Origin of the sequence: Arcanobacterium sp. S3PF19 (assembly GCF_000758825.1) — a bacterium.
Lineage (GTDB): Bacteria > Actinomycetota > Actinomycetes > Actinomycetales > Actinomycetaceae > Arcanobacterium_A.
Window position 1 is genome coordinate 1 of record NZ_JRMX01000004.1, and the last position, 12,792, is coordinate 12,792.

General features: G+C 55.1%; 10 protein-coding genes. 8 read left to right on the forward strand and 2 right to left on the reverse strand.

Annotation, left to right across the window (positions count from 1 at the left end):
- The first annotated feature begins 132 nt into the window (after positions 1-132).
- Together HMPREF1631_RS00210 and HMPREF1631_RS00215 are read left to right on the forward strand one after the other, a co-directional pair.
- The gene (locus HMPREF1631_RS00210) at positions 133-1,434 is read left to right on the forward strand and encodes a hypothetical protein (RefSeq protein WP_034230972.1); all 1,302 of its coding nucleotides are present in this window, start codon (positions 133-135) and stop codon (positions 1,432-1,434) included.
- A gap of 95 nt (positions 1,435-1,529) precedes the next feature.
- Positions 1,530-2,978: an RNA polymerase sigma factor gene (locus tag HMPREF1631_RS00215; RefSeq protein WP_232215371.1), complete on the forward strand. Its 1,449-nt coding sequence runs from the start codon at positions 1,530-1,532 to the stop codon at positions 2,976-2,978.
- A 16-nt stretch (positions 2,979-2,994) separates the two neighbouring features.
- Here the strand turns inward: HMPREF1631_RS00215 and HMPREF1631_RS00220 are convergent, their stop codons facing one another.
- Positions 2,995-3,651: a 3'-5' exonuclease gene (locus HMPREF1631_RS00220; RefSeq protein ID WP_034230975.1), complete on the reverse strand. Its 657-nt coding sequence runs from the start codon at positions 3,649-3,651 to the stop codon at positions 2,995-2,997.
- Between the two features lie 165 nt (positions 3,652-3,816).
- Between HMPREF1631_RS00220 and HMPREF1631_RS00225 the strand changes: the two genes are divergently transcribed.
- The 4 genes from HMPREF1631_RS00225 (at position 3,817) to HMPREF1631_RS00240 (ending at position 8,362) form a co-directional block, all read left to right on the forward strand.
- Positions 3,817-4,032, forward strand: a complete 216-nt coding sequence (locus HMPREF1631_RS00225; RefSeq protein WP_034230977.1) for a hypothetical protein — start codon at positions 3,817-3,819, stop codon at positions 4,030-4,032.
- An 81-nt stretch (positions 4,033-4,113) separates the two neighbouring features.
- Positions 4,114-6,294 carry a type IIA DNA topoisomerase subunit B gene (locus HMPREF1631_RS00230; RefSeq protein ID WP_034230980.1) on the forward strand — a complete coding sequence of 727 codons (2,181 nt, stop codon included), beginning with the start codon at positions 4,114-4,116 and terminating at the stop codon, positions 6,292-6,294.
- 37 nt (positions 6,295-6,331) lie between these two features.
- Complete coding sequence (locus HMPREF1631_RS00235) at positions 6,332-7,390, forward strand: N-acetyltransferase (RefSeq protein WP_034230982.1); 1,059 nt, start codon at positions 6,332-6,334, stop codon at positions 7,388-7,390.
- 27 nt (positions 7,391-7,417) lie between these two features.
- Positions 7,418-8,362, forward strand: coding sequence for a hypothetical protein (locus tag HMPREF1631_RS00240; RefSeq protein ID WP_156956165.1), 945 nt, complete (start codon positions 7,418-7,420; stop codon positions 8,360-8,362).
- On the opposite strand, the gene HMPREF1631_RS00245 is transcribed toward HMPREF1631_RS00240, so the two are convergent.
- Positions 8,343-10,745 carry a DNA topoisomerase (ATP-hydrolyzing) subunit A gene (locus tag HMPREF1631_RS00245; protein WP_198017331.1) on the reverse strand — a complete coding sequence of 801 codons (2,403 nt, stop codon included), beginning with the start codon at positions 10,743-10,745 and terminating at the stop codon, positions 8,343-8,345. The two genes, HMPREF1631_RS00240 and HMPREF1631_RS00245, sit on opposite strands and share 20 nt — an antisense overlap.
- 191 nt (positions 10,746-10,936) lie before the next feature.
- Here HMPREF1631_RS00245 and HMPREF1631_RS00250 point away from each other — a divergent pair, with 191 nt between their 5' ends.
- Together HMPREF1631_RS00250 and HMPREF1631_RS00255 are read left to right on the forward strand one after the other, a co-directional pair.
- The gene (locus tag HMPREF1631_RS00250; RefSeq protein WP_034230989.1) at positions 10,937-12,091 is read left to right on the forward strand and encodes an alkaline phosphatase family protein; all 1,155 of its coding nucleotides are present in this window, start codon (positions 10,937-10,939) and stop codon (positions 12,089-12,091) included.
- Positions 12,091-12,735, forward strand: a complete 645-nt coding sequence (locus HMPREF1631_RS00255) for a thymidine kinase (RefSeq protein WP_034230992.1) — start codon at positions 12,091-12,093, stop codon at positions 12,733-12,735. Before HMPREF1631_RS00250 ends, HMPREF1631_RS00255 begins: the two co-directional genes overlap by 1 nt.
- Positions 12,736-12,792: the final 57 nt, after the last annotated feature.

A 12,792-nucleotide genomic window follows, 5' to 3' on the forward strand; every position in this document is an offset into this window, starting at 1 on the left:
CCCGGGAGGAAACCCCGGGTTTCCCTTTTTATATACACACAACACATATCCACACACAGCCCACACAACGCCATTACACACAGAAACAGGATCCGCCAAAACGCCGCAGGAAGAAAACGCCATTATATTAATATGGCTGAAACAATAAAACTCGACACCCCGGCGCAGCTGCTTGCTCTGCTTCCGCATATGCTGGGATACCGCCCGCAAAATTGCATCACCGTATCGTGTCTCGGGCCCAAAAGGAATACGGATGCTACCTCGGGATTATCAGGCACAGGATTAATATCGGGCACAGAGTCAATGCCGGGCACAGACTCCGCATCCAACGGCGCTTCGGGCGGCCAAAGCAAAACAGCCGCAGATTTGCCATCAGGAAGGCTTTTCCTGCACAGCACGGCAATAATATCCGATCCGGAAACTATGGATCCCTGCTGCACCGTATCCAAAATTCTTTTTCTCCTGCGCGAGGCACAAACTACGGCGCTGATCGTGAACTATTACGGTTCGGACCTGCGGAGTATGTGCGAAAACGTGCTGTTTGAAAAATTTTTACGGATTTTATGCACCGACTTAACCGAAAAACAGGAACTTAAACTTATTTCCCCAAATTTCCTTCTGGATATTTATCTAACCGACTTCAAAAACCGGGTCAGCTGGGAGGAAATCTGTGCTGCTCGGAGCAGCATCCGCGAAACACGGGAAAACTGTTTCCCGAAAAAAGAAGAATATGCGAATTATTTTCATCCCTATTGCGAACCTGAAGAATACGGCTTCCTTTCCGCACTGCCGCATAATCCGAATCGGGGTTTGCCGTCAAAGAGTTCTGTTTTGCCGGCCGGAGAAGCACTTTACTGTGAAGAGAAAGCGGCCGGTGCCGCAGCCGCAAGAATTTCGGTGATGTGCAAAAGCATGGGCGGCAGACAGCTGCCGAATGTATCCCTGTGGGAAAAAGTACTGAGAGACGAGTATGAAGGATTCCCCAATATGGGTGAAGTGCCAAAAAATCCGGCCGATGAAAAAAGCGTTGCCGAACTGGCGGCCGGGCTCGGATCCCATTTTCTCCGGGACTGCATTTTGCTGTTTGCCGTGAACCGCGAGGTGGAAAAAATAAGCGAAATCGACACAGACAGCGTTTGTTTTCTGCTCGAACAGGCCGCGGGGCAAAAACCGGCTCCGGAAAGAATTTTTCGGGTTATCGAAAAACTGAAAAGAATAAACCGTTATCTGCCAAAAGGAGACGGATCCGGGTATGCCGCCGTCGCCTATCTATACTGGTGGCTGGGAATGAACGAAGGAGCGGAGCTAAACGTGCTTCGGTCGTTGGCAGAAGAAAAAAATAATTCTCTGGCAAATTTGCTGCTTCGGACTATTGAATCGCAGATTCCTCCGCCGTGTTTTGACCTCTGCGGCAAAGGGGAGAAAAACGGCTGACGCAACATTTCGCGGATACGGGTTTGGGCTGCGTGCAATATGGGGATATAATGAAAATTCGGGTTATATTTGATAATTTCTTTGAAAGGTGCCACGTGACCGGAGATACTGCGCAGAAAAAGACGAAAGGTATTTCTAAGAAGGGTACGGATGCAATACGGGATATTACTCCGAATGCAGATACTCAGACACCCAAATCCTCGGATCTGAAGCAGGTCTGGATTGAATACCGTGTTTCCCGCGGGGAAATGACGGAAGCGGAAGCGAAGGCAAAAACCAAGAAAGAACTGATTAATTTCCGGTGCGGCGCACCTGCAGGCGGAGTGTCTGAAATTTCGGAAACCGATTCGGGCAAAGATACCGCCGAACCCGATGACGGCGATCTTGAATCCGCCGACACTCCCGATGAGCCGGAGATTATCGAAGAAGAAGAGATAGATCTCGAAGTCGAGACCGGGGATTCGGACGAAGACGATGAGGACGACGATAGTCTTTTGCCCGAGGAAGAGGAAAAAGACGCAGAATCCGAAGAAGAAAACAAAGAGGATGTAGAATCTGCCAAATCGGCGGGCGCATTCGTGGTAAAAGACTCGGACGACACGGACGAACCCCAGCAGCGGGTGACAGTTGCCGGTGCCACGGCCGATCCGGTCAAAGATTATCTCAAACAGATCGGCAAAGTGCCTTTGCTTAACGCAGAACAGGAAGTGGAGCTGGCTAAAAGAATTGAGGCGGGTCTGTATGCGCGTCATATTCTGGATACCGAAGATATCTCCGATCCCAAATACCGCAGGGAACTGTCTTTAATCGCCCGTGACGGGCACAATGCGAAGAATCATCTTTTGGAAGCGAACCTGCGCCTGGTGGTTTCGCTGGCAAAGAGATATACGGGCCGGGGAATGCTGTTTTTGGATTTAATTCAGGAAGGCAATCTGGGGCTTGTGCGGGCTGTGGAAAAATTCGACTACGCAAAGGGATATAAATTTTCCACTTACGCAACATGGTGGATCCGCCAGGCGATTACGCGCGCGATGGCAGACCAGGCGCGTACGATCCGTATTCCCGTGCATATGGTGGAAGTGATCAACAAGCTTGCCCGCGTGCAGCGGCAGATGCTGCAGGATCTCGGACGCGAACCAACTGTGGAAGAGCTGGCACAAGAACTCGATATGAGTGAAGAAAAAGTGGTTGAGGTGCAAAAATACGGCCGGGAACCGATTTCTTTGCATACTCCGCTGGGAGAAGACGGCGATTCGGAATTCGGAGATCTGATCGAAGATTCCGAAGCCGTGGTACCCGCCGATGCCGTCGGTTTCACTCTGCTGCAGGAACAGCTGCATCAGGTTTTGGACACTCTCTCCGAGCGCGAAGCGGGAGTTGTGTCAATGCGTTTCGGACTGTCTGACGGGCAGCCGAAGACCCTTGACGAAATCGGAAAGGTTTATGGCGTAACACGGGAACGTATCAGGCAGATCGAATCGAAAACGATGTCCAAACTGCGTCATCCTTCCCGTTCGCAGGTACTGCGCGACTATCTGGATTAACGGTAACGGAATCGGATCAGCGTGCCGGCCGCATTTTCCACGGTACGGCCCCAGTCCAGCTTTCGGGGAAAATTTCCGTACCCTGCCTGCTGAGCGCGCGTTCGCAGCACCGCAGATTCAGCTCTTCGCGCCGAAGATAATATCTGAGGAGTTTTGCGCACATCCGTGCGTCATTCAGTGCGCGGTGCGCCCCGGTTTGCCCAAACCCAAGGCGGGAACAGAGACCGGAGAGGGAATGCGGCCCCGGTTCGCAGTATATTTTGGATTGGTCCATTGTGCAGACGGTGTTTTCCGGGCGAATGCGGTAATCCGTGCCCGCCCGGGCAAATTCGGCATTGAGAAACGAGCGGTCAAAGCGGGCATTGTGTGCCACAAGGACAGTATTTTCCAAAAGTTCCGCGACGGTTTCGGCTATTGCGGGAAATACGGGGGCACAGCGCACGTCCCTGCCGCAGATACCGTGAATTTCCACGGCAGAGACCTCGCACTGCGGGTTCACCAAAGAAGACCATACGTCCGTTTCTTTCCCTGAGGCGTCCAGACGGACAACCGCGATTTCGATGATTCGGTTTCCGAGGGGATCCAGACCGGTTGTTTCCACGTCGACCGCGGAAAAACGGACGTCGCGGGACGGCGTTTCCGCTGTGGCCCGGCTTTTTACTCTGCCGTGCATTCTGCCTGCTTTCAGATTTCTGCGAACATCCGGATCCGCTTCCGGATCTGCCCGGAAATCCGCCCGGGCGCGTATTCCGTCTCATATTCTAAGTCAGTGTTTCGTTATGCGCGAATTAGCCCGGCGTATTTTTTCAATGCGGGATTCTCTTAGTAGAATTTAAATATGGTTACAGCACTACAGAAAGAACTTCCGCAAACCGAACAGTGCCCCCGTCTCACGGCGGCAGACCGATGCGATGCCTGCGGTGCGCGGGCATATATGAAGGTAATTCTGCCGTTCGGGGAGCTGCTGTTTTGTGCGCATCACGCAAACGAACACCGCGTAAAACTGGCGGAGTCCGCCGTCGAAATTATTGATGAGACTCATCTGGTGGGATGAATCGGGCAGACATATGGGGTGTGACGCGTTTGGCGCGTGGCGTCGGAGAAAAATAGCGTTTGGCACAGATAGACTTGCAAAGTGTTAGAAACAGGGAAAAGCGAAGAATACAACGCACGCCATCTGCAGGTTTTGGAAGGGCTGGAAGCAGTTCGGAAACGTCCCGGGATGTATATCGGATCAACCGATTCGCGGGGTCTGATGCACTGTGCCTGGGAAATTATCGACAATGCGGTGGATGAGGCATTGGAAGGGTATGCCGACGAGATTACCGTTACCCTGTATGCGGACGGCTCGGTGGAAGTGGACGACAACGGACGCGGAATTCCGATCGACACCGTTCCGGGCACCGGTGCCAGCGGCGTGGAAGTTGTGTATACGAAACTTCATGCCGGCGGCAAATTCGGAGGGGGATCATATTCGGCCTCCGGCGGTCTGCACGGCGTGGGCGCGTCCGTAGTGAACGCCCTTTCCCGGCGTCTGGACGTGGAAGTGGACAGGAGCGGAAAAACGTGGGCGATGTCGTTTCGCCGCGGAGAACCGGGGATTTTTTCCGACAGCGGAACAGCTCCCGATCCCCTGGCAGATTTTTCCCCGTTCACAAGTGCTTCGGAACTGCGCGTTGTGGGGAAAATCGGAAAAAAGAAAACCGGCACGCGCGTGCGCTACTGGGCAGACCCGCAGATTTTTCCCGAAGATGCCGTATTTGATGCCGAAGAGCTGCGCGAGAGAATCCGGGAAAAAGCTTTCCTTGTCCCGGGCCTGAAAATTATTCTTCGCGACAGAAGACCGGCTTTCCCGGCGCACGGATCTTCGCAAGCCGGTTTGCCCGCCGCGGAAGGCAAAACCGGCAGTGCGGCGGAAAATTCGGAAGAAATTTTTTATTACGAAGGGGGAGTGCGCGACTTCGTTGAATTTTTGGCCCAGGATCCCCCGGTTACCGGGATCTGGCAGATCAGCGGCGAAGACGTGTTTACCGAGACAGTGCAGGCACTGAACCCCGACACAGGGCATCTGCAGCCGAAAGAGGTGGAACGCCGCTGCAAAGTGGATATTGCGCTGCGGTGGGGAACCGGTTACGAAACAAAAGAACACTCGTATGTGAACATTATTTCCACGCCCAAGGGCGGCACGCATCTGGCGGGATTTGAAAACGGCCTGGTACGGGCCGTACGGGCACAGACAGAAGCGAAAAGCCGGCAGCTGAAACTCGGTTCGCGCGAGGCAAAAATCGAAAAAGACGATGTTCTCTCCGGTCTGACCGCGGTTGTGACCGTCAGTTTCCCGGAACCCCAGTTTGAGGGGCAGACAAAAGAAATACTGGGAACGGCCCCGATTCGCTCCATTGTGCAGAAAATTACGGAAACGCAGGTAACCGGGTTTCTTAAATCCGCAAAAAGGGATCGGAAAACGGAAAATCTGCGTCTGCTGGAAAAAATAGTGGCGGAGATGCGTGCCCGGGTCGCGGCCAGGACGCAAAAAGAAATTTCGCGGCGAAAAAATGCCCTGGAGTCTTCCACACTGCCGGCGAAACTGGCAGACTGCAGAAGCAGTGAAATTGAGCGCAGCGAACTGTTTATCGTGGAAGGCGATTCGGCTCTGGGAACGGCGAAGCTCGCCCGGTCCTCGGATTTCCAGGCCCTGCTGCCGATTCGCGGAAAAATTCTGAATGTGCAGAAGGCTTCCCCTGCCGAAATTCTGAAGAATGCGGAAGTGTCTTCAATTATTCAGGTGATCGGTGCCGGCTCGGGGCGCACATTCGATTTGGCTGCGGCCCGCTACGGAAAAATTATTTTCATGACCGATGCGGATGTGGACGGGGCGCATATCCGCACACTTTTGCTGACTCTGTTTTTCCGGTATATGCGTCCTTTGGTGGAGGCCGGACGGGTCTATGCCGCCGTTCCTCCGCTGCACCGGGTAGAGGTAGCCGGAAACGGGAAAAAGAAGAAAGAATATATTTACACATATTCCGATTCGCAGCTGCACACCGTGCTGGCGAAGCTGAAAAAACAGGGGAGAAGCTATAAAGAGCCGATTCAGCGTTATAAGGGACTGGGAGAAATGGATGCCGATCAGCTTGCCGAAACCACAATGGATCCGGCACACCGCACGCTGCGCAGGATTTCCATGGCCGACGAAGAAGCGCTGAAAACCGCCGAGGGCACGTTTGAACTGCTGATGGGAAGTGACGTTGCCCCGCGCAGGGATTTTATTGTGCGGGGGGCGGCCAGTGTTTCGCGTTCCCGAATTGATGCCTAAACTTCGGTTCCCGGATTTTCTTGGGTAAAATGGACTCATGTCTGATTTTGAGGATTTATCCGCTTCTTCGCATACCGACCGCAGAAGTCAGTTCGCGCGCCGGATCAATGCCCCGGAAAATGTGCGCATTCCCGGGTCGCATTTGGGTCTGAGCTGGAGAAAGCTGGAACCGAAAGATGTGCCGCAGGCGGTGCGGCTGTACGTACGCTGTGCGGGCGAGCAGCTCACCGGCGAGCAGCTGAGCACGAACGAATTTGCCGGCCGGCTGGAAGTTGCGCTGCGGGACACAAAACGGTCAGACACTCTGTGCGGCTGGAACGCAAATCACGATCTGATTGCTTTGGCAATGGTGGCTTTGAACGAATCGGCCCTGACCGAACTGCAGATAGATATTTTTGCGGTTGTGGAAACTTCCTGGCGCAGTCGGGGAATTGGCAGGGCTCTGTTGGAGTGGCAGGACGGACGGGCGCGTCAGCTGGCGGTTGCCGACGGACGCGATTTGCCGGTGGCAATCCGTTCGAGTGTCAATTCTGCGAATCTGGACCGGCGCAGACTGCTGGCGGCCGGAGGGTTCTCCCCGCAATACAAAAAAGTGCTGATGGTGAGGAAAATAGGCAGCGACGACGCCCGGCTGGGCCCGCAGGCACGCAAATGGCTGGCGGATAAAGGATACCGTCGGGAAAGATTTTCCCTGAAATACTGTGAGGAGCTGCGAAACCTGCATAATCGGCTGACGATCACGAAGGAGAGAAGCCAGCCGATATCGGCGCAGAATTGGAAGAATTTTCTGCCGCGGATAGATATGAACCACTCTTATCTGCTGTTTGACGGCAATGATGTGGTGGCTTACACCCTGACTGTGGATACCGCAGTTCCCGGTCTTATTTTTGTGCGTCATTACGGGGTGGAGCGCCGCCTGCGCGGGCGGGGAATTGGTCTGAATATGATTCTTTCCCTGCTTGATTCCGAAATGCCGGGTCAAAAAGACGAAATCCGCGTACCGGTTGTTCTGGAAGGAAATTCAACCTATACTTTTCTTTCCCGCCACGGTTTCCTGGAGGGGCTTTCTCAGATTCTGTATTCGATCGACCTGTGATGCCATGGCCGGTGTTTTACTGTGAAAGTGCGCGAATGGATATGGCGCCGGCTCGGGCCGTCCGATGCCGGGGCGGTGGCGGACGCGGTTGCGGATACCGAACGCAGCGATTTTGCCTATATTCGGACGACAAAGCAGGAAATAGAATCCTATCTGGACGGCGGCGGTGTATGGCAGGCTCAGGGAGCATGGCGGGGAGCGGAACTTCTTGCTTTTGGTTTTCTGCGTTTTTCCGCAGATGAAAATGCGATTATACTTTCAGGCGGCGTGTGCGCGCGCTGGCGGGGGCGCGGTTTGGGAGCGGAACTGCTGGAACGCCAGCTGCGCTCGGCGCAGCTTCTGGCGGGGGCGCATTCTCTGCGCCGTTACGGTATCAGGATGTATGTGCGCTCCGGGCAGCAGGATTTAATCCGTCTTGTGCACAGCTACGGATTTTCCGTACACTGCAGGTCAATCCATCTGGAAAAAAGAACGGATGTGCCGGGCTGCGGCGGTTTTCCCTATCCGGGCACGGAAGAAACCGGAAGATATTTGAGGATTCAGTCTTTACGCCCGGAGCATCTGCCTTTGCTGAAACGGCTCTGCCCCGATTCGTCTTTCGGTGCGGTGGATGCAGATTTTATGCGGTATTTTTATTTTCCGTGGTGTTTTGTGGCATTTGACGGGTTTTCCGACCGTCCGCAGCCCGTCGGGTATCTTCTTGCGTCAAAAATGAAAGAGGATACCGAAGACCGCGCAGTGATCGGATATTTGGAGGAAATAGCGGTTTTCCCCCATTCTCTGCACGAAAATATAGAGCGGATGCTGATTTCCCGGGCTTTGCGCGAAATTATGTCTTCCGGCGTGCAGACCGTATATGCGGATACGGGATATGCAGATTCGCAGGGAAACGGCGAACAGTCCGTATTCGTGCGGGAATTTGGGTTTATTCCGACCGAAGAAACGTTTATTTTCAGCCGAGAGCAGCGATAATTCCCTGTGCCGGCGTGCCCGAGGCGTCTCTTCTCTCATCCGGTGCGGGCAGTTCCGCAGGAACTCCCGAAGAGGTGACTGCCCGCACGGGATCCGGGCCGATATATGCCAGGGAGAGCCGGTCTTCCCCGCGCAGGAAACGGTGCGTGCGCACTCCGCCGGTGGCACGTCCTTTGGCGGGGTAGCGGTCCAGGGGAGTTACCTTCACTGTTCCCGGTACCGTTCCGGGAAGCACCGACGAAGCGGTTGCCACGGTTACGGCCATTTGGGATCCCAGATCGTCTGCGGGAACCGTATTGAAGGCAATGACCCGCGCACCGGGATTCAGGGTGATTCCCGCGATTCCCCGCCCGGCACGTCCCTGGGGGCGTACGGCGTCTGCGGAGAAACGCAAAAGCCGTGCGTCGTCGGTAATAAGCACGATCACGTCGGTATCTGCCGCAGGCGCGGCCCCGACGATTTCGTCACCCGGATTGAGCCTGATGATCTCAAAAGGCGTACGCGCGGGATAACCGGGCTGCACGCGCTTAATTTTCCCCTGTGCTGTGGCAATCGCAAGAGGTGCCCGGCTGCCGTCCAGCGCAATGATATCCACGATTCGGGTGTGTGCGGGAAGCAGGAGAAGCTCGTCCAAAGGTGCGCCCGCGCCCAGCCCGGGCGCGTTTTCGGTGGCGGGAATGGCCGGTACGTCGATTGCGCGCAGGGAAAATACCTGTCCGTCGGAAGTAAGCACGCCGAATTCACTGAGATTTGTTGTTTTGACGACGCCGCGCAGAGCATCATGTTTTACGCGCGCACCCGCACGCGGAAGAGGTCTGTCGTCCGCAATTCGTGCAATAAGACCCGTTGCGGAATAGATGACCAGGCAGGGGTCGTCTTCAATTTTCAGTGTTTTCGGAGTTTTTGTTTCGCCCGTATCGCTTTCCAGCAAAGCGGTTCTGCGTCCGGTACCGTATTTTTCCGCCGTTTCCAGCAACTCCGCGGAAACGAGATCCCGCAGTGCCTGCGGGGAATGCAAAATTTCGTTCAGCCGGGAAATTTCGCTTTTCAGTTCTTTGTGTTCCGTTTCCAACTCTATCCTGGAAAATTTCGTGAGCCTGCGCAGACGCAGCTCAAGCAGATATTCGCACTGTTCGTGCGTCAGAGCGAATCTTTCCGCGAGCCGGGCGGAGGCGGCGGCGGAATCCTGGGAAGAACGGATAATTTCAATGACTTCGTCGATGTTGGCGATGGCAGTCAGCAGACCTTCCACGAGGTGAAGACGTTTTTCTGCTTTTGCGAGACGGAATTCGGTGCGTCTGCGGGTAACCGAGAGCCGGTGTTCGAGATATACTTCCAGCAGCTGTCTGAGTCCCAGCAGCCGGGGTTGGCCGTCAACCAGCGCAACGTTGTTTATCCCAAACGATTCTTCCAGGGGGGTGTGGCGGTACAGGGCCGTAAGCACGGCTTCCGGGTGGAAAGAGTTTTTCACCTCCACCACCAGGCGCAGACCGTGGTTTCGGTCGGTCAGGTTCTGCACGTCGGAAATTCCCTGCAGTTTTTTGGACTGTACGCCGTCTTTGATTTTTTCAATGACTTTCTCCGGACCTACCATATAGGGCAGTTCGGTGAACACGATTCCTTTTTTCCGTGCCGTCACATTTTCAATATGTGCGGTTGCGCGGGTAACGAACTTTCCGCGCCCGGTGGCGTATGCCTGTCGGATTCCCTCCAGTCCGACGATTCTGCCTCCGCCCGGCAAGTCCGGCCCGGGAATGAAGCGCATCAGTTCTTCGAGATCTGCCTGCGGATTCATAAGCAGGTGACGCGCGCCGGCAATGACTTCCCCAAGATTGTGCGGGGGCATATTTGTTGCCATTCCCACCGCAATTCCCGACGATCCGTTTACGAGCAGATTTGGAATTGCCGCAGGCAGCACTTCGGGCTGAAGCATGGTGTTGTCGTAGTTCGGCACCATATCGACTACGTTTTCGTTCAGGGAGGCGGTCATTGCCTGTGCGGGAGGTGCCATTCTGACTTCGGTGTAGCGCGCCGCCGCCGGACCGTCGTCGGGGGAGCCGAAGTTGCCGTGCCCGTCTACCATCGGCAGCCGAAGAGTGAAATCCTGGGCGAGACGGACCATTGCATCATAAATCGCACTGTCTCCGTGCGGATGCAGACGTCCCATTACCTCGCCGACCACACGGGAGGATTTTACGTGTCCCTTTTCCGGGGTGAGTCCCATTTGGCTCATCTGAAACAGAATCCGGCGCTGCACGGGTTTGAGACCGTCGCGCGCATCGGGCAGTGCACGGGCATAAATCACGGAATAGGAGTATTCCAAAAACGAGGTGTTCATCTCCTGCGAGACGTCAACATCGATGATTTTCTCTTTGACCTGCATAACAGCTCCTTTTATGCCTGCACGGCTCATATTTACCGGCTCTAATCATATCCCGAAATACTTCGTCGGCTAAAAAAGCGGTTCCGAAGAATAAGCAACACCACCAAAGCGGGCAGTGAGATTAACGACTTATCCCGCATCGGGGGCGAATTTCGGCGCGAAAGTGAAACAATGGAGGGGAACGTTGCGCGATGAGGGGAGGCACGGTGAACGCGGAGGAGCTTTTCCCCGGGGCGGTTTTGCCCGGACGTTTCGGGCTGCAGTCTGTGCTGTGGGGCGCCTGCGCAGCTGCCTGTCTGACGGATGAAGAACAGGCGAAGCAGGCACAGGATGCTTTTTCGTTTCCGGCAGTGAAACGCGTCTGCGTGGTTTTGGCCGACGGTTTGGGCTCTTTGCAGCTTCAGTCGCGCAGCGGTCATGTGCCGAATCTGCGGCATTTGGATCCCGGGGCGCAGACGACGTCCGTTGTGCCGGCAACCACTGCGGCGGCAATCACGGCATTTGGCACCGGCGCTCTGCCCGGGCAGACGGCAATGGCGGGATATTCTTTGCGTTCTCCGCGTACGGGGGCAGTGTTCAGCCTGATAAACTGGGAAAATTCAGGATACGTGGCCGGGCAGTGGCAGCGTCATCCGACTGTTTTTGAACAGCTTCCCAATGCAAAAGAAACATTCGCGGCGGTACAGCCGAAAAAATTTATCGGTTCGGGGCTTTCCCTGGCGGCTTTGCGGGGAGCGGCGTGTTTTCCCGCACAGACGCTGCCGGAACGTTTTGACTGTGCGGCGCATTTGCTGCGCTGCGGGAAAAAAGCTGTCTACGTGTACTGGGGGGATTTGGATTCCGCCGGGCACCGATACGGGTGGAAATCGGAACAGTGGATTTCCGCACTGGAGTACTTTGATGCCGAATTCGGCCGTTTTCTGCGCTGTGTTCCGCCGGGGACGCTGGTAATTCTCACGGCGGATCACGGGATGACGGACGCCGGGGAGAAGACGGATATTGCCGCCAATGCCGATTTGACGGCAAATGTAGACTGCGTGGCGGGAGAAGAGCGTGCCTTCCAGATTTATACCGGCACTCCGCAGGCGGTTGCCCGGCGGTGGCGGGAGCGTTTCGCCCAAGATGCCTGGATTGTGGAAAAGGAAGAGCTGCTGCAAAGCGGTATAATGGGCAGCGTCACCGATTTTGCGCGTTCCGTAATCGGTGATGTGCTCGTGTTTTCCAAAAACACAATGGGTTTTGTGGACTCGCGGGTGCATTCCGCTTCCGCGATTGCAATGATTGGAGTTCATGGATCAATGACGCCCGACGAAATGCTGATTCCGCTGATCAGGGTGGTATGTTAATGGCCGAACTGGTATTTTTTTTAGGTACCATGGACTGCGGAAAATCCACGCTGGCGCTGCAGACTTCATACAATTACCGGCAGCGGGGACTGCGCGGAATCATTTTTTCAATGAATGACCGTGCGGGCACGGGAAAACTTTCTTCGCGTCTGGGTCTGATTACCGATGCGGTGGAAGTCACGCGCGAAACCGATTTTTGGCAGGCAGTGAACAGACTCCGTCTTGCGGGACGCGTGGATTATCTTATCTGCGACGAAGTCCAGTTTTACACGCGCTCCCAGGTTGACCAGCTGGCACGCATTGTGGATGAAATCGGGATCAACGTTTACGGGTTTGGCATTACCACCGATTTTCTGACGCGTCTTTTTCCGGGATCGGCACGGATGCTGGAACTGGCCGACCGCGTGGAACGGCTGCAGGTTGAAGCGCTATGCTGGTGCGGAGCCCGTGCCACGCATAACGCCCGGACAGTGAACGGGATAATGGTACGCGAGGGGGAGCAGGTTGTGGTGGGAGACACCGACAACCGTGACGTGGTGGCATACGAAGTTCTGTGCAGGAAACACCATATGCGCGGAATGACGGCAGAAAGCGTGCGGGCCGGAGAGCTGTCTCCGCGCACACTGCTGGAGGAACACGAGTAAAAGGTATCCGCGTTCTGCCCGTGCATGTTTTTATTGGCTGTACGTTTTGGCGGCGCC

Bases quoted from the DNA above. Each gene is read 5' to 3' on its own strand.
- HMPREF1631_RS00210 (WP_034230972.1), top strand. From the start codon at position 133: ATGGCTGAAACAATAAAACTCGACACCCCGGCGCAGCTGCTTGCTCTG.
- HMPREF1631_RS00220 (WP_034230975.1), bottom strand. From the start codon at position 3,651: ATGCACGGCAGAGTAAAAAGCCGGGCCACAGCGGAAACGCCGTCCCGC.
- HMPREF1631_RS00225 (WP_034230977.1), top strand. From the start codon at position 3,817: ATGGTTACAGCACTACAGAAAGAACTTCCGCAAACCGAACAGTGCCCC.
- HMPREF1631_RS00235 (WP_034230982.1), top strand. From the start codon at position 6,332: ATGTCTGATTTTGAGGATTTATCCGCTTCTTCGCATACCGACCGCAGA.
- HMPREF1631_RS00245 (WP_198017331.1), bottom strand. From the start codon at position 10,745: ATGCAGGTCAAAGAGAAAATCATCGATGTTGACGTCTCGCAGGAGATG.
- HMPREF1631_RS00250 (WP_034230989.1), top strand. From the start codon at position 10,937: ATGAGGGGAGGCACGGTGAACGCGGAGGAGCTTTTCCCCGGGGCGGTT.
- HMPREF1631_RS00255 (WP_034230992.1), top strand. From the start codon at position 12,091: ATGGCCGAACTGGTATTTTTTTTAGGTACCATGGACTGCGGAAAATCC.